Origin of the sequence: Pantoea sp. UBA5923 (assembly GCF_002431095.1) — a bacterium.
GTDB lineage: Bacteria > Pseudomonadota > Gammaproteobacteria > Enterobacterales > Enterobacteriaceae > Pantoea > Pantoea piersonii.
Genome location: NZ_DJDN01000046.1, coordinates 1 through 18530, shown reverse-complemented (window position 1 = coordinate 18530; position 18530 = coordinate 1). Strand labels below are relative to the sequence as shown.

General features: G+C 57.5%; 21 protein-coding genes. 12 read left to right on the top strand and 9 right to left on the bottom strand.

Annotation, left to right across the window (positions count from 1 at the left end; translation table 11 throughout):
* Positions 1-182: 182 nt before the first annotated feature.
* Positions 183-524, top strand: coding sequence for a hypothetical protein (locus B3797_RS11390; RefSeq protein WP_311791122.1), 342 nt, complete (start codon positions 183-185; stop codon positions 522-524).
* A 29-nt stretch (positions 525-553) separates the two neighbouring features.
* Here the strand turns inward: B3797_RS11390 and B3797_RS11385 are convergent, their stop codons facing one another.
* Together B3797_RS11385 and B3797_RS11380 are read right to left on the bottom strand one after the other, a co-directional pair.
* Positions 554-820: a hypothetical protein gene (locus B3797_RS11385; RefSeq protein WP_311791121.1), complete on the bottom strand. Its 267-nt coding sequence runs from the start codon at positions 818-820 to the stop codon at positions 554-556.
* 4 nt (positions 821-824) lie between these two features.
* Positions 825-1925 (bottom strand): site-specific integrase, encoded by a 1101-nt coding sequence (locus tag B3797_RS11380; protein WP_311791120.1) that lies wholly within the window; start codon positions 1923-1925, stop codon positions 825-827.
* Between the two features lie 282 nt (positions 1926-2207).
* Between B3797_RS11380 and B3797_RS11375 the strand changes: the two genes are divergently transcribed.
* Both B3797_RS11375 and B3797_RS11370 read left to right on the top strand, forming a co-directional pair.
* Entirely contained in the window at positions 2208-3053 is an 846-nt protein-coding gene (locus B3797_RS11375) for a hypothetical protein (RefSeq protein ID WP_311782337.1), read from the top strand.
* 79 nt (positions 3054-3132) lie between these two features.
* Positions 3133-3759 (top strand): LysE family translocator, encoded by a 627-nt coding sequence (locus B3797_RS11370; protein ID WP_311791119.1) that lies wholly within the window; start codon positions 3133-3135, stop codon positions 3757-3759.
* Positions 3760-3762: 3 nt separating this feature from the next.
* Here B3797_RS11370 and cmoB read toward each other — a convergent pair whose 3' ends face one another.
* The 4 genes from cmoB to B3797_RS11350 all read right to left on the bottom strand — a co-directional run bounded on the left by cmoB (position 3763) and on the right by B3797_RS11350 (position 6769).
* A complete protein-coding gene (cmoB, locus tag B3797_RS11365; protein WP_311791118.1) occupies positions 3763-4731 on the bottom strand; it encodes a tRNA 5-methoxyuridine(34)/uridine 5-oxyacetic acid(34) synthase CmoB in 969 nt (322 codons plus the stop codon).
* On the bottom strand, positions 4728-5456 hold the full coding sequence (cmoA, locus tag B3797_RS11360) for a carboxy-S-adenosyl-L-methionine synthase CmoA (RefSeq protein ID WP_311791117.1): 729 nt from the start codon (positions 5454-5456) through the stop codon (positions 4728-4730). The genes cmoB and cmoA overlap by 4 nt, the downstream gene beginning before the upstream one ends.
* A gap of 80 nt (positions 5457-5536) precedes the next feature.
* On the bottom strand, positions 5537-5932 hold the full coding sequence (locus B3797_RS11355) for an MAPEG family protein (RefSeq protein ID WP_271153031.1): 396 nt from the start codon (positions 5930-5932) through the stop codon (positions 5537-5539).
* Positions 5933-5947: 15 nt separating this feature from the next.
* The gene (locus tag B3797_RS11350; protein ID WP_120453829.1) at positions 5948-6769 is read right to left on the bottom strand and encodes a DUF72 domain-containing protein; all 822 of its coding nucleotides are present in this window, start codon (positions 6767-6769) and stop codon (positions 5948-5950) included.
* A 209-nt stretch (positions 6770-6978) separates the two neighbouring features.
* On the opposite strand from B3797_RS11350, the gene aspS reads away from it, so the two are divergent.
* The 6 genes from aspS (at position 6979) to ruvB (ending at position 12547) form a co-directional block, all read left to right on the top strand.
* Positions 6979-8760, top strand: a complete 1782-nt coding sequence (aspS, locus tag B3797_RS11345; RefSeq protein ID WP_311791116.1) for an aspartate--tRNA ligase — start codon at positions 6979-6981, stop codon at positions 8758-8760.
* Positions 8760-9191, top strand: coding sequence for a dihydroneopterin triphosphate diphosphatase (nudB, locus tag B3797_RS11340; RefSeq protein ID WP_126690343.1), 432 nt, complete (start codon positions 8760-8762; stop codon positions 9189-9191). Before aspS ends, nudB begins: the two co-directional genes overlap by 1 nt.
* Positions 9192-9469: 278 nt before the next feature.
* On the top strand, positions 9470-10213 hold the full coding sequence (locus B3797_RS11335; protein ID WP_311782330.1) for a YebC/PmpR family DNA-binding transcriptional regulator: 744 nt from the start codon (positions 9470-9472) through the stop codon (positions 10211-10213).
* 37 nt (positions 10214-10250) lie between these two features.
* Positions 10251-10778: a crossover junction endodeoxyribonuclease RuvC gene (gene ruvC / locus B3797_RS11330; RefSeq protein ID WP_311791115.1), complete on the top strand. Its 528-nt coding sequence runs from the start codon at positions 10251-10253 to the stop codon at positions 10776-10778.
* A 141-nt stretch (positions 10779-10919) separates the two neighbouring features.
* Positions 10920-11534 carry a Holliday junction branch migration protein RuvA gene (ruvA, locus tag B3797_RS11325; protein WP_120453837.1) on the top strand — a complete coding sequence of 205 codons (615 nt, stop codon included), beginning with the start codon at positions 10920-10922 and terminating at the stop codon, positions 11532-11534.
* A gap of 8 nt (positions 11535-11542) precedes the next feature.
* Positions 11543-12547: a Holliday junction branch migration DNA helicase RuvB gene (ruvB, locus tag B3797_RS11320; RefSeq protein ID WP_311782329.1), complete on the top strand. Its 1005-nt coding sequence runs from the start codon at positions 11543-11545 to the stop codon at positions 12545-12547.
* On the opposite strand, the gene znuB is transcribed toward ruvB, so the two are convergent.
* On the bottom strand, positions 12548-13333 hold the full coding sequence (gene znuB / locus B3797_RS11315) for a zinc ABC transporter permease subunit ZnuB (protein ID WP_311791114.1): 786 nt from the start codon (positions 13331-13333) through the stop codon (positions 12548-12550).
* On the bottom strand, positions 13330-14085 hold the full coding sequence (gene znuC / locus B3797_RS11310; protein ID WP_311782327.1) for a zinc ABC transporter ATP-binding protein ZnuC: 756 nt from the start codon (positions 14083-14085) through the stop codon (positions 13330-13332). Before znuC ends, znuB begins: the two co-directional genes overlap by 4 nt.
* 77 nt (positions 14086-14162) lie before the next feature.
* Between znuC and znuA the strand changes: the two genes are divergently transcribed.
* The 3 genes from znuA to lpxM all read left to right on the top strand — a co-directional run bounded on the left by znuA (position 14163) and on the right by lpxM (position 17564).
* Entirely contained in the window at positions 14163-15122 is a 960-nt protein-coding gene (gene znuA / locus B3797_RS11305) for a zinc ABC transporter substrate-binding protein ZnuA (protein WP_311782326.1), read from the top strand.
* A 13-nt stretch (positions 15123-15135) separates the two neighbouring features.
* Positions 15136-16467, top strand: a complete 1332-nt coding sequence (gene mepM, locus B3797_RS11300) for a murein DD-endopeptidase MepM (protein ID WP_311782325.1) — start codon at positions 15136-15138, stop codon at positions 16465-16467.
* Between the two features lie 122 nt (positions 16468-16589).
* Positions 16590-17564, top strand: a complete 975-nt coding sequence (lpxM, locus tag B3797_RS11295) for a lauroyl-Kdo(2)-lipid IV(A) myristoyltransferase (RefSeq protein ID WP_311791113.1) — start codon at positions 16590-16592, stop codon at positions 17562-17564.
* A 159-nt stretch (positions 17565-17723) separates the two neighbouring features.
* On the opposite strand, the gene B3797_RS11290 is transcribed toward lpxM, so the two are convergent.
* On the bottom strand, positions 17724-18530 hold an 807-nt coding region (locus B3797_RS11290), incomplete at its 5' end, for an MFS transporter (RefSeq protein WP_311791112.1).

The following is an 18530-nucleotide window of genomic DNA, read 5'->3' as shown; positions in this document are numbered from 1 at the left end:
CATCGCTGAGCTGCAGACACGGATGAAAGCTATTGACGGTCTCGACGCCTAAAATTCCTCGGCGGCGGGGCGTGGTAGACCGCGAAGCTTTATTGATCTGCAGCTTGAAGAATGTAATACACGCGCTAACAACTCCATTACTTCTGGTACTATCGGCACACACAAGATAATGGGGCTGGGACATGAAAAAGATAATAGTTACGTTGGGCATTATTTCGCTGGCTGGTTGTGTTAACCCATATAATTACCGTGAAGATCAAGAAATCTTGGCGTCATATACTACGAACAAACCCGTAGAAGAAACGCAAGAATGTATCTTAGCGGCATGGCAGAAGCATCCACTGATGTATCAAGTTATCCCTCAGAAAACCGGAAAGTTTTATAGTGTATTCGCTGGAGCGGATAATGCTGACGTATTTGCAGAAGGCAATATGACCAGGGTGAACTTTTACTCACTTCGGGGTGTTTTAGACGTAACAAGAGGAATCGAAAAGCGTAAAGCTGCCATCAAATCATGCTTATAATTTTTAGCCCGGCATCAGCCGGGCAAACATCAATCGACAAACTTCAAATTTGGATGATTCATTCCTGCGTCAATAGCATCCGCGCACAGCAAAAGTTCCGCAGCCAATTCCCTCGCCATGTCAGCCCTGATACTAATTTTTAAATCAGGAAAAGAAACTGGGTCTGCAATGTATCCCGTCAGTGAATCCTTCATCGCCAAGTCCAGTACCAGAAGTTGGCCTACTGCGCTGTAAATAGTCCCAAAACTGGTTAACTCCGGCATGCGGCCAATATTACTGTCATTTCTGATTTTCATAAATTTATTCCTCTCCGGAAAACTTCACTTTCATTTCTTGTAACTTATCAAAACGCTCATGAAGGGATTTAGGGAACAACTCAGTATAAACCTGCCAAAGAGTGCTGAAAGAGCGATGACCGCTTACCTGAGCAACTTCTTCTATTGAAAATCCGGCCTCAAAGAGTCTACTAATCCCTTCCCTGCGTAAGTCGTGATACCTCAGATCAGCTATCCCTAACTTATTGCGTTCTTGTGCAAAAGTGATTGAAATATTTTTAGGACGGAAGGGGAAAATGCATTCCGCTTGCCTTGGCTGTCGGTTCACTATTTCCCAGGCATCACCGAGTAAAGCAACCTTCATGTGGTTGCCTATTTTTTTTCTGGGGTCCTTTCTGTCTCGCACGACAACAGCCTTTTGAGCCTCGTCCACATCATCCCAGCGTATTCTCGTAACTTCGCTTACACGCATGCAGGTTAAAATTGAAAACATAAAAATGTCAGAGAAGGGGATTTTTTTATAAGACGTTACTTCCCGTGATTTCAGCGCAAGCATGAGGCGATCTGTCTCGTCCTTCGTCGGCCTACGGCTTCTTTTTTGCGATGAAGCAATCATTCCTATCTTCTTAAGCTGATATTTCGCATAGTTGAAATCATCAATATTGACGTCAATATCGAACATAGGTTTAGCTGCGTGAAGAACGGAACTGATAAACACCATGTCATTTCTGATAGTCGCAGGGCCCGCACCCTGAGACGCCCTGTACTGGCAGTGCTGTGTATAGGTTTTCTGGGTGATGAGGCTGATGGGGATACTCGCTATTTCACACTTTCTTATCAATGCGAGAGTCTCTGCTTTTGTCTTTCCATATTTTATGTGAGGATGATCCATATAGAGATCCATCAGCTCACCAAAGGTCACAGAAGAAATGTTGGCATCGGTTGGCAGCCCGTTCGCTTCTAGATCAGCAACGCGCGCCACCCCCCATGCTTTTGCCAACGCTTGCTTGCTGAACGTCTGATTTTCACGGTATAGATACTTACCATTCTTCTTCACACCAACAGTGCAGCGGTAGCGTATTTCACCTGTAGATGTTTTGCGTTTCTCTATGGAATAAAAAGCCATTTTTCTCTCCGGTCCTTGCTTGCCCCAAGGGGTGCTGTAAGGGGACCCCGCCGCAAAATAATCAACAAATATACTGTGATAATGTACAGTTATATGCAAGCGATAATGCGCTAACTATGTTTTAAATTATTGATATTTATGGGTTTTAAAAGAATGCTATAATCATTGGCTACAGCCATCTTGCTGGGGTTCTTTTTATCCGCGATTAAATAGTTTCCGTTGTGCGCCAGTTGCCGCCAATAAGGTTACACTCAGGTTATTGAGATCTCTGGGAGTTACACCATGAAACGCTCTCTTATTGCGGCGCTTACGCTGGGTTCGCTTCTCTTCTCCCACACGCTGTGGGCCGCCGCCTGCGGCCCGCACAGCAAGGCCGTGGCCAGCAGCAATAGCTGGATTATGCTGGGCGGCAGCGCCAAAGGCGCGGTGCGGCAGGTTATCGCTGGCGAGTTCGGCAAAGATGTGGATTCGCAAAAACGGGTGCTGGGACAGTTCGATCCCTGCGGTATTTTGCTGGTCGCCGACGTCACTTTCGATAAAAAAGAGCATAACGTCACTCTGAGCATGGAACAGCATATTGCGCGCGTGCAGGGCGGCTGGGTGGCGGAGTACGCTTATCTGGTGAAGGTGCTGAAAGAGGGTAAAGAGCAGGTGGTCGATAATCGCCAGGGCACGATTAGCTGGCTTACCGGCCGACACGGCAATATCGTCACCGCGTCCGATAAATTCACCAGCATGGGCAAAAGCGGTTTTACCGATACCACCTATCGCTATGACGCGCAGCTGCGGCTGGCGAAAAGCGTTTCGCGCGGCACCGACGCGCTGACCAATGGCGAAAGCAGCTGGCGCTGGAATCCGCAGGGGCAGGTCATCAGCGCGGAAACGGCGCGCAGCAAAGATCGCTATACCTACGATAAAAAATTCCGCGAATGGCAGCTTCACGGCACCGCCACTACGCCGGTCAGCTCGCTGCGTACGGTTGACGAGTGTCAGCTGTGGGATGAGGTGGGTAACTGCACCTTAAGCTATCTGCACGAAACCGAAATATTCGAAAAAGGCACGATTGAGCGGCATCTCAGCGCCGCCTACAAATATCAGTACTGGGATCGTCCCGCCGAGGCGGAGTAGCGCGCAAAATCCACCTCTCCGCGCTGCTATCGCCAGAAAAATTTGTTAGGGTAAGCGGCAATATTTCAGGGAGATGATCATGACCGCTACCTTGCTTTTCTCGTTTCTGTTCGCCATTACCATTTTGACGCTGACGCCGGGCTTTGACACGGCGCTGGTGCTGCGTACCGCCGCCGCGCAGGGCTGGCGACGCGCCAGCGCAACGGCCCTCGGCATAAATCTCGGCTGTCTGGTGTGGGGCGTAGCGGTAGGCTTTGGCCTCGGCGCACTGCTGCTGGCGTCGGAAATGGCCTATAACCTGTTGAAGTGGGTCGGCGCGGCCTATTTGCTCTATCTCGGCGTCAGACTGCTGCTTAATCCCCGGACGCAGGCGCAGGATGAAACGGCAGCCGAAGTGGCACAGCAGAGCTATTTCAGCTGCTTTAACCGCGGCCTGTTCGGCAATCTGCTTAATCCAAAAATCGGCGTGTTTTACGTCACCTTTATGCCGCAGTTTATTCCGGCGGGCGCGTCGGTGGCCCTCTGGTGCAGCCTGATGGCGCTGATGCATGTTGCGATCGGCCTGCTGTGGAATGCCGTACTGATCGGCGGCAGCCACTACTTCGCCGCGCACCTGCGCCGTCCGGCGGTGCTCAAAGTGATGGACCGCCTGACGGGCATGGTGTTTATCGGCTTCGCGGCGAAGCTGGCGCTCTCTCGCCGCTAAGGCTCAGGGTTTAGTGGCGACCAGCACCGCGCGCAGCGGCGCCGGATAGCCTTCCACCGTTTTGCTGGCGTCTTGCGGGTCAAGGAAGTCCGCCAGCGATTCGCTGGTCATCCAGCTGGTGCGGCGCTGCTCGTCGGTGGAGGTTATCGCATAGTCGACAATCTTCACGTCGACAAAGCCGCACTTCTCCAGCCAGCTCTTCAGCGCCAGCGCCGAAGGAATAAAGTAGACGTTGCGCATCTGTGCGTAGCGTTCGCCAGGCACCAGCACATCCCGCTCATCTCCTTCAATCACCAGCGTTTCCAGCACCAGCTCGCCGCCGCTCACCAGCTGATTTTTCAGCTGAAGCAGGTGATCGAGCGGCGAACGGCGATGATAGAGCACGCCCATAGAGAAAACGGTATCGAACGCCTGCAGCGTCGGCAGCTGCTCAATGCCGAGCGGCAGCAGATGGGCGCGTCGGTCGTCGCCCAGCAGCTTGCGCACCGCTTCGAACTGGCAGAGGAAGAGCTGCATCGGATCGATGCCGACCACAAGATGCGCGCCTGCGCCCACCATGCGCCACATGTGATAGCCGCTGCCGCAGCCGACGTCCAGTACGGTTCGTCCCGCCAGCGACGAGATATGCGGCGCGACGCGCTGCCACTTCCAGTCGGAACGCCATTCTGTATCGATCTCAGTGCCGTAGAGCGAATAGGGGCCTTTGCGCCACGGCATCAGGTTGCGCAGCAGTTTCTCGATGCCCTGACGCTGACGGTCGCTGAGATCGTCGTGCTGCGCGCTGACGCTGTGCAGCAGGTCGAGCTGCTGCGGCTGCAGCAGCGGCAGATGCTCAACCGACTTCTCCCAGTTGCGGAACAGGCCATGCAGGTTCTCTTTCTGCCAGGCGGCGATCTGCGCCGGCAGCACTTCCAGCCAGCTGGCGAGAGGACCAGTGGCGATTTGCTGATAAAAACGGCCAAACTCAATCATTTCAACGCCACCAGCGAACCGAAGTTAAAGCACTGGAACCAGAGTTCCGCGTGAGAGAAGCCCGCCTGTTTCAGGCGCGCTTTATGCGTCTCCACGCTGTCGGTCAGCATCACGTTCTCCAGCATGCTGCGCTTCTGGCTGATCTCCAGCTCGCTGTAGCCGTTGGCGCGTTTAAAGTCATGATGCATATTGAACAGCAGCTCGCCTACGTCGGCGTCCTCAAAGCTGAACTTCTCCGACAGCACCAGCGCGCCGCCGGGCTTCAGCCCCTGCCAGATCTTCTCCAGCAGCTGCAGGCGCGCAGGGGGTTCGAGAAACTGCAGCGTGAAGTTAAGCACCACCAGCGAGGCGTTTTCGATAGCGATATCGCGGATATCGGCTTCGATGACGTTAACCGGCGTCTCGGCGCGAAAGGCGTCGATATGGCGGCGGCAACGCTCGACCATGGCAGGGGAGTTATCCACGGCAATGATGGTGCAGCCGGGCGCTTTGATATTGCGGCGAACCGAGAGCGTCGCGGCGCCAAGCGAGCAGCCCAGATCGTAGACCTGGCTGTCGGGCGTGACGAAACGCTCGGCCAGCATGCCGATCATCGAGATAATATTGGAGTAGCCGGGCACGGAGCGCTGAATCATATCGGGGAAGACTTCAGCCACGCGCTCGTCAAAGGTCCAGTCGCCCAGCTTATCGATGGGCGCGGAAAATAGCGTATCGCGGTCAGACATAGTAAATCCGGAAAGACAACGGAAAGGGCGCTATTCTGGCAGAAAGTGCGGCGGGCTGCACCCTTTACCCCCGCAGCCGGTTAATGCAGCGTCAGCACCAGATCCCAGGGCAGATAGATAAGATTAAACACCGCCATGCCGCACAGCGCAAACAGCGTCAGCATCATGCCATACTTGCGTCCGGCAAGCGCGCTGCGGCGCAGCCCCTGCGCATGAATGACCCGTCCGGCGAAAAAGATCAGACCGGTGAGATGCACCATCCAGATATCGGCGCCGTTCATCTCCATCATCACCAGCAGCAGCAGCGCCAGCGGAATGGTTTCTACGGCATTGCCGTGAATGCGTATCGCCACGCGCAGATCGTGAAAGCCCCCGTCGCCGAAAGCGACCCGATAGTGACGACGGTAGCGCACCACGTCCAGCGCGAATTTCATCACCATCAATACGCCCAGTACCACATATAACGCGCTAATCATGTTTATCCTCTTTTATCAGAACAGCGACGCCTGCTGCGGCCAGGCGGGGCCGCTGCCGATAGCGGCGTCGATAGCCTGCAGCTGCGGCCATAAACGCTGCACCAGCGGAAACACCTGGCCCATATCCGGCGTGTGGATAAAGAACAGCGCATCGCCCTCTGCCTGCCATTGTGCCAGCTTTTCTCGCCAGACCTGAAAATATCGGTCGCTCTCGTCAACGTCGTCGCTGCCGATAAAGCGCACCATCGGCAGCTCACCGGTGCGCACCGCATGAGGAGGCACGCGCGGCTTTTGCTCGCGCGCATGCAGGGCCGCGGGGCTTTGCGACGTTGAGGCGTGTACCGGACGGCTGTCTAAAATCACCCGGTTGACGCCGCGCGCCTGCAGGCCCTGATTAAGCGCGCGCTCCGCCTCGCCCTTGGCGAAAAAAGCAGCGTGGCGCACTTCGACGCCATAGCTGAAGCGGCGCGGCAGACCATCGAGAAAGCGCCAGAGATCGGCAAGCTGCGCGGGCGAAAAGGTGGCGGGCAGCTGCAGCCAGTACTGCCCGATGCGGTCGGCCAGCGGATCGAGCAGACGCAAAAAATCACTCAGCAGGTCGTCGGTGTGCTGAAGCTGCGCGCGGTGGCTGATAGTCTGCGGAAACTTAAAGCAGAAGCGGAAGTCGTCATGGGTCATATCGCGCCAGCGCTGAACGGTGTCGGGCGCGGGCAGCGCATAAAGCGTGGTGTTGCCCTCCACGCAGTGGAACAGACGGGCATAATCAGCCAGACTCTCAATGCCCCAGCGTTTCCAGTGCGAATGCTGCCACTGCGGCAGGCCAATACGAAGGGTCACGGCCTCTCCTTTCCTGTGAACGTTGCTCTCTAGAGTAGCCTGTTTAGCCGGGGGAGGAAAAACAGGCGACGAAATGCGCGGTTTGGCGCGGCTCTACTTATCCTGCCTGCCTTTTTCCATTATAATGGCCGCCTTTTTTGCGGCAGCATCTCAAATGGTTACGCGGCCTGATGCTGCAGGCAGCAGCGGCAAAGTTAAAAGGATACGTTATGCGTACAGAATATTGCGGACAGCTCAATCTGTCTCATGTGGGTCAGCAAGTCACTCTTTGCGGCTGGGTCAACCGCCGTCGCGATCTGGGAAGCCTGATTTTTATCGACATGCGCGACCGCGAAGGCATCGTGCAGGTCTTCTTCGATCCCGATCGTCAGGAGGCTTTTCAGCTGGCGTCTGAGCTGCGCAACGAATTCTGCATCCAGATCACCGGCACCGTTCGCGCGCGCGACGAGAAGAACAAAAATGCCGAGATGGCCACGGGCGAAGTAGAAGTGTTCGCTGAGGCGCTGACCATTATCAACCGCGCCGAGCCGCTGCCGCTCGACTCCAATCAGGTCAACAGCGAAGAAGCGCGTCTGAAGTACCGCTATCTCGATCTGCGCCGTCCTGAAATGGCACAGCGCCTGAAGACCCGCGCGAAGATTTCCAGCTTTGTGCGCCGCTTTATGGACAGCGAAGGCTTCCTTGATATCGAAACCCCGATGCTGACCAAAGCGACGCCGGAAGGCGCGCGCGACTATCTGGTGCCGAGCCGCGTGCATAAAGGCAAATTCTATGCGCTGCCGCAGTCGCCGCAGCTGTTTAAACAGCTGCTGATGATGTCCGGCTTCGATCGCTACTATCAAATCGTGAAGTGTTTCCGCGATGAAGACCTGCGCGCTGACCGCCAGCCGGAATTTACCCAGATCGATATCGAAACGTCGTTTCTCACCGCGCCGCAGGTGCGTGAGATCAACGAACGCATGATCCGCCAGCTGTGGCTGGAAGTAAAAGGGGTCGATCTCGGCGAGTTCCCGCAGATGACCTTTGCTGAAGCGATGCGTCGTTACGGTTCCGACAAGCCCGATCTGCGTAACCCGATGGAGCTGGTGGACGTTGGCGACCTGCTGAAAGATGTTGAATTCCAGGTGTTCGCTGGCCCTGCCAACGACGCCAAAGGCCGCGTCGCCGCGCTGCGTGTGCCTGGCGGCGCGCAGCTGAGCCGCAAGCAGATTGACGAATACGGCAAATTTGTAGAGATCTACGGCGCGAAAGGGCTGGCGTGGATGAAGGTTAACGCGCGCGCTGACGGCCTCAACGGCGTACAGAGCCCGGTAGCCAAGTTCCTTAACGAGGAGATCGTAGAGGCGATTCTGAGCCGTACCAGCGCCGCTGACGGCGACCTGATCTTCTTCGGTGCCGATCGTGCCAAAGTAGTGGCGGACGCGCTGGGCGCGCTGCGCCTGAAAGTGGGCCGCGATCTGCATATTACCAACGAAAGCGCCTGGGCGCCGCTGTGGGTGATCGACTTCCCGATGTTCGAAGAGGATGACGAAGGCGGTCTGGCGGCAATGCACCATCCGTTTACGTCGCCGAAAGAGATGACGGCGGAAGAGCTGGCGGCCGATCCGCTGAGCGCGGTTGCGAACGCCTACGATATGGTCATCAACGGCTACGAAGTGGGCGGCGGTTCCGTACGTATCCACAGCGGCAAAATGCAGCAGGCGGTGTTCACCATTCTGGGTATTGAAGAGCACGAGCAGCGCGAGAAATTCGGCTTCCTGCTCGACGCGCTGAAATATGGCACGCCACCGCACGCGGGCCTGGCTTTCGGTCTGGATCGTCTGACCATGCTGCTGACCGGCACCGAGAATATCCGCGACGTGATCGCCTTCCCGAAAACCACTGCGGCGGCCTGTCTGATGACCGAAGCGCCAAGCGAAGCTAATCCGGCAGCGCTGGCGGATCTGGGCATTCAGATCGCGCCGAAAAAAGAAAAGTCAGAGAATAAGTAATGGGCTATAAACATCCGGTATCGGTTCTGGTAGTGATTTTTGCGCAGGATACCGGCCGGGTGTTAATGCTGCAGCGACGCGATGACAGCGGCTTCTGGCAGTCGGTCACCGGCAGTCTGGAAGCGGGGGAAACTCCGCTGCAGGCGGCGCGGCGCGAAGTGCTGGAAGAGCTGGCCATCGACGTTGCGGGTGAAAAGCTGGCGCTGGAAGATTGCCATAAAGAGATCGAATTCGAGATCTTTCCGCACTATCGCCATCGCTACGCGCCAGGCGTGACGCACAATCGCGAACACTGGTTCCGCCTGGCGCTGCCTGCCGAGCGGCAGCCGACGCTGAGCGAGCATCTCGCCGCGCGCTGGCTCGATCCCGCCGCTGCCGCAGCCCTTACCAAGTCCTGGAGCAATCGCCAGGCGATTGAAGAATTTATTTAGCTGCTCGCCGTGTCTGTTCCGGCGGCATTCTGGATGGTAAAGAATTGGCGCACTCCCACAGGAGTGCGCCTTAAGCGTTAAACAGTCAGGCGTTATCAGCGCCGCGAGGTTGTTCACCGTCAGCGCAGCAGCCAGAGCGTACTTCTGTACGTGAGGATGACTCGCGAAGCTCGCCCCTTTGGGGCGCTCAAGTTTGAAACAACTTGTGCGAGCACTGCCGGGGGAGAAGGTCGCAAGCAAGATAGCCTGTACGATGCCTAAACTGGAGAAAAGATCTAATGGCTGGTCATAGTAAATGGGCGAACACCAAACACCGTAAGGCGGCTCAGGACGCCAAGCGCGGTAAAATTTTCACCAAAATTATTCGTGAACTGGTTACTGCCGCGAAACTCGGCGGTGGTGACGCAGCGTCCAACCCGCGTCTGCGCGCCGCCATGGACAAAGCCCTGTCCAATAACATGACGCGCGACACCATGAACCGCGCTATCGCGCGCGGCGTGGGCGGTGAAGATGATTCCAATATGGAAACCATCATCTATGAAGGTTACGGTCCTGGTGGTTCGGCGGTGATGGTGGAGTGCCTCAGCGACAACCGCAACCGTACCGTAGGCGAAGTGCGTCACGCCTTCACCAAAACCGGCGGCAACCTGGGCACCGACGGTTCAGTTTCTTACCTGTTCAGCAAGAAGGGCGTTATCTCCTTCGCGCCGGGCCAGGATGAAGACAGCGTAATGGAAGCGGCGCTGGAAGCGGGCGCGGAAGATGTGGTGAGCTATGACGACGGCGCTATCGACGTCTTTACCGCATGGGAAGAGCTGGGCGCGGTGCGCGATGCGCTGGAAGCTGCCGGCCTGAAAGCGGATACCGCGGAAGTCTCGATGATCCCCTCCACCAAAGCGGAACTGGATGCCGAAACTGCGCCGAAGCTGCTGCGCCTGATCGACATGCTGGAAGACTGCGATGACGTGCAGGAAGTCTACCATAACGGCGAGATCTCCGACGAGGTTGCGGAAACGCTGTAATGGCGTTCCCGTTTAGCCTGCACACCGGAGACGCGCCATGGCGATAATTCTGGGCATCGACCCCGGCTCGCGCGTGACCGGCTACGGTGTGATTCGTCAAACCGGCCGCCAGCTCACTTACCTGGGCAGCGGCTGTATCCGCACCAATACCACCGAACTGCCGGCGCGTCTGAAGCTGATCTACGCGGGCGTCACCGAGATCATCACGCAGTTCTCGCCAGACTACTTCGCTATCGAGCAGGTCTTTATGGCGAAGAACGCCGATTCGGCGCTCAAGCTGGGTCAGGCGCGCGGCGCGGCGATCGTCGCGGCGGTGAATCTCGATCTGCCGGTATTTGAATATGCCGCGCGTCAGGTGAAGCAGACCGTCACCGGCACCGGCGGGGCAGAGAAAAGCCAGGTGCAGCATATGGTGCGCACCTTGCTGAAGCTGCCCGCCAATCCCCAGGCGGACGCCGCCGATGCGCTGGCGATTGCGATTACGCACTGCCACGTCAGCCAGAATGCGACGCGCATCAGCGACACTAAATTGCTGCTGACGCGCGGGCGCCTGCGTTCAGGCTAACCCTCAGCGCGGATTTTCTCTGACGATGGTCGGGCCGACAAGCGGGAAAGATCGCTAAGTCAATAAATTCAGGCTGGATATTCATCCAGCCTTTTTTATGTTATAAATCCCGCCACATTCGTTGATTAAGGAAGCGTTCAGGTGATAGGTCGTTTACGTGGCAACATTCTGGAAAAGCAGCCGCCGCTGGTGCTGATTGAAGCGCACGGCGTGGGTTATGAAGTGCATATGCCGATGACCTGTTTTTATGAGCTGCCTGAACTTAACCATGAAGCGGTGATCTTTACCCACTTTGTGGTGCGCGAAGACGCGCAGCTGCTGTTCGGTTTCAACAACAAACAAGAGCGCGCCCTGTTTCGCGAGCTGATTAAAACCAACGGCGTCGGCCCTAAGCTGGCGCTGGCGATCCTCTCCGGCATGTCGGCGCAGCAGTTCGTGACGGCGGTGGAGAAAGAGGAGATCGCCGCGCTGATCAAACTGCCGGGCGTCGGCAAGAAAACCGCTGAGCGCCTGGTGGTCGAGATGAAAGACCGCTTTAAAGGGCTGCATGGCGATCTCTTCTCCGGCGAATCCGCCTTTACCCTTACCGCGCCAGATGCTGAGCCTGCAAGCAATGATGCCGAGGCGGAAGCGGTTGCGGCGCTGGTGTCGCTGGGTTATAAACCGCAGGAAGCCAGCCGCATGATCAGTAAGGTTGGCAAGCCTGACGCAGACTGCGAAACCCTGATCCGGGAAGCGCTGCGCGCCGCCATTTGAGGTAAGTCATGATTGAAGCCGACCGTCTGGTCTCCGCCGCCAGCTATAACGAAGAAGAGAATCTCGACCGCGCTATTCGCCCTAAACTGCTGTCGGAGTATGTGGGCCAGCCGCAGGTGCGCGAACAGATGGAAATTTTCATCAAGGCGGCAAAACTGCGCGGCGATGCGCTGGATCACCTGCTGATTTTCGGCCCGCCAGGGCTGGGGAAAACGACGCTGGCGAATATTGTCGCCAACGAAATGGGCGTCAATTTACGCACCACCTCCGGCCCGGTGCTGGAGAAGGCGGGCGATCTGGCAGCGATGCTGACCAACCTTGAGCCGCACGACGTGCTGTTTATCGATGAGATCCACCGTCTGTCCCCGGTAGTGGAAGAGGTGCTCTATCCGGCGATGGAAGATTATCAGTTGGATATTATGATTGGCGAAGGCCCGGCTGCGCGCTCTATCAAGCTCGATCTGCCGCCCTTTACGCTGATTGGCGCCACCACGCGCGCCGGTTCGCTCACTTCGCCGCTGCGCGACCGCTTCGGTATCGTGCAGCGCCTGGAGTTTTATAACGTGCCGGATCTGCAGCACATCGTCAGCCGCAGCGCCGCCTGTCTGGGCCTTCCGCTGAGCAATGAAGGCGCGCTGGAAGTGGCGCAGCGCTCGCGCGGCACGCCGCGTATTGCCAACCGCCTGCTGCGCCGCGTGCGAGACTTCGCTGAGGTGCGCGCCAACGGCGAGATGAGCGGCAACGTCGCAGCCAGCGCGCTCGACATGCTTAACGTCGACAGCGAAGGCTTTGACTATATGGATCGCAAGCTGCTGCTGGCGATTATCGACAAGTTCACCGGCGGGCCGGTGGGGCTGGATAACCTGGCGGCCGCCATCGGCGAAGAGCGGGAAACCATTGAGGATGTGATTGAGCCCTTCCTGATCCAGCAGGGCTTTATTCAGCGCACGCCGCGCGGCCGTATGGCCACGCAGCATGCCTATCGCCACTTTGGCATCGCGCGCGACGAGTAATCAGACGGCGGGTTTGCGCGCCATGCTGAAGATAAACAGCAGCGCGGCGCACAGCACCACCGATGGGCCGGCAGGCGTATCGTAGAAGGCGGAAAAGGTAAGACCGCCCGATACGGCGAGTATGCCGACTATCACCGCCAGGCCCGCCATCTGCTCCGGCGAACGTGAAAAGCGGCGCGCCGTCGCGGCGGGAATAATCAGCAGCGAAGTAATAATCAGCGCGCCGACGAATTTCATCGCCACGCCAATCGTCAACGCCGTCACCAGCATCAGAATCAGGCGAGTGCGCTGAATATTGACGCCGTCCACCTGCGCCAGCTCCGGGCTGATGGTCATCGACAGCAGCGCGCGCCACTGCCACGCCATCACCGCCAGCACCAGGATCACGCCCGCGCCCATCATCCATAAATCATCAGGCGTGACCGCCAGCAGATCGCCGAACAGATAGGCCATCAGGTCGACGCGCACGTTCGACATCAGGCTGACCACTACCAGACCGAGCGACAGCGCACTGTGCGCCATAATGCCCAGCAGGGTATCGATCGCCAGGTGCGGCCGACGTTCAAGGAATACCAGCCCCAGCGCCAGACAGACGGTTACCAGGATAACGGCATAGTAGGGGTTAATGTTCAGCAGCAGGCCAAAAGCAACGCCCAGCAGCGAGGCGTGCGCCAGCGTATCGCCGAAATAGGACATCTTGCGCCAGACCACAAACGACCCCAGCGGCCCGGCCGCCAGCGCCAGCATCACGCCGCCCAGCCAGCCCGGTAATAACAACTCAATCATGATGGCCCCTGTCCTCTGCGTAGCACGATGCGACCCTGAAGGTCGTGGCGATGATTATGGTGATGGCGGTAAATAGCCAGCTGCTGCGCGCCGCCTGGGCCGAACATGGCGATAAATTCAGGATGCTTCGACACCGCTTCCGGCGTGCCGGAGCAGCAGATATGGTGATTCAGGCAGAGTACCTCATCGGTTTTTGCCATCACCAGATGCAGATCGTGGGAGACCATCAGCACGCCGCAGTTCAGTTCATGGCGCAGCTGGTCGATCAGATCGTAGAGCGCCACCTGGCCGTTAACGTCGACGCCCTGCGTCGGTTCGTCCAGCACCAGCAGCTGCGGCTGATTGAGCAGGGCGCGCGCCAGCAGCACGCGCTGCGTTTCTCCGCCTGAGAGCTTTTGCAGCGGCGCTTTCAGCAGATGACCGGCCTGCACGCGCTTTAGCGCCGGCAGCACGTCGGCGCGTTTCGCGCCGCGGGTCAGCAGCATAAAACGTTCGACGGTGACCGGCAGCGTCGGATCGATATGCAGTTTTTGCGGCACATAGCCGATGCGCAGCGCCGGGTCGCGCTGCACCTGACCTGAGGTCGGCTCCAGCAGTCCCAGTACCACGCGCACCAGCGTGGATTTTCCGGCACCGTTGGGGCCGAGCAGCGTAAGAATGCGTCCAGGCAACAGTGTCAGGCTAATGCCTGACAACACGGGACGGCGTGCAAAATGCACCGTGATGTTTTCAAGCGTGACGAGTGGGGTCATATTATTTACAGGTTGCACAGAATTTCGAATGTTATAATATCACATCCCATCCCCAGGTCACGATGGAATGATGCATTATGTTACACATTAAAAAGCGTACAGTTTTTACCCTTTCTGCGCTGGCGCTGGCCGCCTCGCTCTCCCTTCCTGCCCAGGCGAATGTTGTCGCCTCGATTAAGCCTTTAGGGTTTATCGCCGCCGCTATCGCTGATGGCGTCACGCCGGTGGATGTGCTGCTGCCGGATGGTGCCTCCGAGCACGATTACTCACTGCGTCCGTCTGACATAAAACGTATAAAAAACGCTGACTTAGTAGTGTGGATCGGGCCAGAGATGGAGGCGTTTATGACGAAGCCGGCCGCTGAATTACCCGCCAGTAAAAACCTGGAAATCGCTGAGATGCAGGCGGTAAAACCCCTGCTGCTGAAGGGCGGTGAGGACGACGATGAGGATCACGACGCCGCCGCGCACCAGGGCGAGGAAGCGCACGATGAGGCGGGACATCAACATCATCATGGCGAATTTAATATGCATCTGTGGTTGTCGCCGCAAATATCCCGGCTAGCAGCGGTTGCAATCCATAGCAAATTATTGGAACTTATGCCCGCAAGCAAAGCCAAACTTGACGCTAATCTCCAGCAGTTCGAAAACGAACTGGCGGTTACCGACAAGCACATTAGCGCGCAACTCGCGCCGGTCAGCAACAAAGGGTATTTCGTTTTTCATGACGCTTACACCTATTTTGAAAAACACTACGGCCTTTCGCCCAGCGGACATTTTACCGTAAACCCTGAGATTCAGCCGGGCGCACAGCGTCTACATCAAATTCGAACACAGTTGGTTGAGCAGAAGGCCGTTTGCGTCTTTGCTGAGCCACAATTCAGGCCAGCCGTCATCGATGCGGTTGCCCGCGGAACGCAAGTGCGCAAAGGCACACTGGATCCGCTGGGGACGAATATCAGCCTTAGTCAGGACAGCTATGTGAAGTTCCTTTCACAGCTGTCAGGCCAGTATGCGAGCTGCCTGAATGGAGCATGAGGAATAGGTAAAAGTGCAGCAGATAGCCCGCTCTGTCGCCCTCGCATTTAATAATTTGCCGCGCCCCCACCGCGTTATGCTGGGGACTTTAACCGTTGCTACTCTGGCCGTCGCCGTCTGGCGGCCTTACATCTACCATCCCACCGATGATGCGATGCCGATCGTTAAGAGCATCGAACTGGATAAAAATCAACTGCGTACGCTGCTGCCAGAGGCCAGCGAACCGATCGATCAAACCACCTCCGAACCCGAAGAAGAACTGCCCGGCGATGACATCGACAGCGATGTGCCGGACGTGGCGGGAACGCATGAATATACCGTCTCTTCCGGCGATACGCTGAGCAGCGCCCTGAATCAGTACGGCATCGATCTGGGCGATATCAACGCGCTGGTGAGCAGCGATAAAGAGCTGCGCAACCTGCAGGTTGGCCAGCAGCTGAGCTGGACCTTAACCGATGACGGCGCTTTGCAGTCTCTCACATGGGATATCAACCGTCGTGAAACACGCGTCTATCAGCGCGGCGATAACGGCGCATTCACCATGCAGACCAAAATGCAAAAGGGTGAGTGGCAGAACAGCGTATTAAAAGGCGAGGTGCATGGCAGCTTCGCCAGCAGCGCGCAGCGTGCCGGCCTGACCAGCAGCGAAGCCAGCGCAGTGATCAAAGCGCTGCAGTGGCAGATGGATTTCCGCAAGCTGCACTCCGGAGATGAGTTCAGCGTGCTGATGTCGCGTGAAATGCTCGACGGCAAGAGCGCGCAGAGCCAGCTGCTTGGGGTGCGCCTGCGCTCCGGTGACAAAGATTACTACGCTTTCCGCGCCGAAGATGGCAAGTTCTACGATCGCAATGGTTCTGGTCTGACGCGCGGCTTTATGCGCTTCCCAACCGTGAAGCAGTATCGCGTCTCCTCTAACTTCAACCCGCGTCGCCTTAACCCGGTAACGGGCCGTATCGCGCCGCATAAAGGTGTAGACTTTGCCTTGCCGGTCGGCACGCCGGTGCTGGCGGTCGGCGACGGAGAGGTGGTGATGGCGAAAAACGGCGGGGCGGCTGGCAACTATGTGGCTATTCGCCACGGCCGTCAGTATATGACGCGCTATATGCACCTGAAAAAGGTGCTGGTGCAGCCGGGCGAGAAAGTAAAGCGCGGCGATCGTATCGCGCTGTCGGGTAATACCGGCCGTTCCACCGGGCCGCATCTCCATTTTGAAATCTGGATCAATAACCAGGCGGTGAATCCGCTGACGGCGAAACTGCCGCGTATGGAAGGCCTGACCGGCAAAGAGCGCAGCGATTATCTGGCGCAGGTGAAAACCAATCTGCCGCTGCTGCGCCTGGAGTAATCCGTTCGCAACGCTACGCCTTGAGACCGACGCATAACGCGTCGGTTTTTCCCTTCCGCATCGGGGATTGCAAATTTACCTGTCGCCACTATCATTAGCGCGTCATTGATTGAGGCGAGTGCATGGAAACCCCAAAAAAAAAGAATATTGAGTTTATTCCCGTTTTTGAACGTTCTTTCCTGAAACCGAAATACTGGGGCGGCTGGCTGGCAATCGGCGCGCTGGCTGGCATGGCAATGCTACCGGCGAAGGTACGCGATCCGCTGCTCGGCAGGCTGGGAAAAATGGCGGGTAAACTGGCTAAGGGTGCCCGCCGTCGCGCACTGATCAATCTTTACTACTGTCTGCCGGAGCTGAGCGAAGCGGAACGCAGCGCTATCGTCGATGAGATGTTCGCCACCGCGCCGCAGGCGATGGCGATGATGGCAGAGCTGGGCATACGCGATCCGGCGCGCATCCGCCAGCGCGTCGACTGGCATGGTCGTGAAATCATTGACCAGCTGCAGGCGGAAAAGCAGAACGTTATTTTCCTCGTGCCCCACGGCTGGGCAGTGGATATTCCCGCCATGCTGCTCGCGTCGGAAGGGCAGATGATGGCGGCGATGTTTCACAACCAGAGCGATCCGCTGCTCGATTACGTCTGGAACCGGGTGCGGCGTCGTTTCGGTGGCCGTATGCATGCCCGCAACGACGGCATCAAACCTTTTATTAGCTCTGTGCGCCAGGGCTACTGGGGCTATTATCTGCCCGATCAGGATCACGGCGCCGAACACAGCGAGTTTGTCGACTTCTTCGCCACCTACAAAGCGACGCTGCCCGCGCTTGGCCGTCTGATGAAGGTGTGCCGCGCGCGCGTGGTGCCGCTGTTTCCAGTTTATAACAGCAAGACACACCGGCTGGAAATCTATGTGCGTCCGCCGATGGACGATCTGATGGAAGCGGACGACAACACGCTGGCGCGCCGCATGAACGAAGAGGTTGAAGTCTTCGTTCGCCCTCATCCAGAGCAGTACACCTGGATCTTAAAGCTGCTGAAGACGCGTAAAGAGGGCGACATCGAGCCCTATAAACGCAAAGAGCTTTATCCGCGAAAATAGAAGAAAGGCCGCAACGGCAGACGGCTGAGCAGCTTGCTATGTGAGTAGCATGGGTCGAAGAGCAAAGCGTCCCGCGACAGGGATGTCGCGGGCCGAGCGAGCATGGATGCCTTGAGCGACTTTGCGATCGAACCATGCTACTCGCATTCGCACTGTAACCTAAACTTCCACTACCTGTGCGCGCCGCTTGCGCTCGCGCAGAAACAGCGTCACCAGCACAAACCAGAGCACGCCGCTGATAAAGTTAATCAGGCTAAACCAGGGCGTCCCGCCGTTAAAATACCCGCTTTTCGCCAGCTCAATACCGACCGCCAGCGTCAGGATGCTGATCATCCCCAGCATGGCCGCAACGCTGCCTTTACCCGCGTCGCTGGCGTAGAGCGTCAGTCGATAAAGCCCGGCGTTAACCATCCCCGCGCCAAAGGCGTAAAGGCTTAGCCCGGCGGTCAGAAACAGATAGCTGTGGCTGTTCAGCAGGTTCGCCAGTAGCGCGATGCCCAGCCCAGCGAGAATCGGCCAGGCGGCGAACTTCACCGGCTGCTCAATAGGGACGCGCCCGGCCAGCTTGCCCAGCGTAATATTCCCGGCAATCATCGCCAGAAACACCGGCAGCTGCAGCAGGGCATAGTGCATACGCGACAGATGCTCTTCATGCATCAGGATCACCGGCGAGAGCGCCACCCAGGTCAGAATCGGGATAAACACCAGCCCGATGGCGAACGAGCCGAGCATCACCATCCGGTCGCGCGCCAGCTGGCGATAGGTGCGCGCCAGCTGCGGCAGCGCTATTGAGTGGCTGCGGTCGCCCGCGGTCTCAGGCATTACGCGCCACAAAATAACAAAGGCGAGGGCGCTGAGCAGGGCAAACAGCCAGAACATACTGCGCCAGCTCGCCACCGTCAGCCATGCGGCGCCCGCCAGTGGGCCGGCCAGCGGCGCCAGCAGCGCGACGTTCGCCATCAGCGC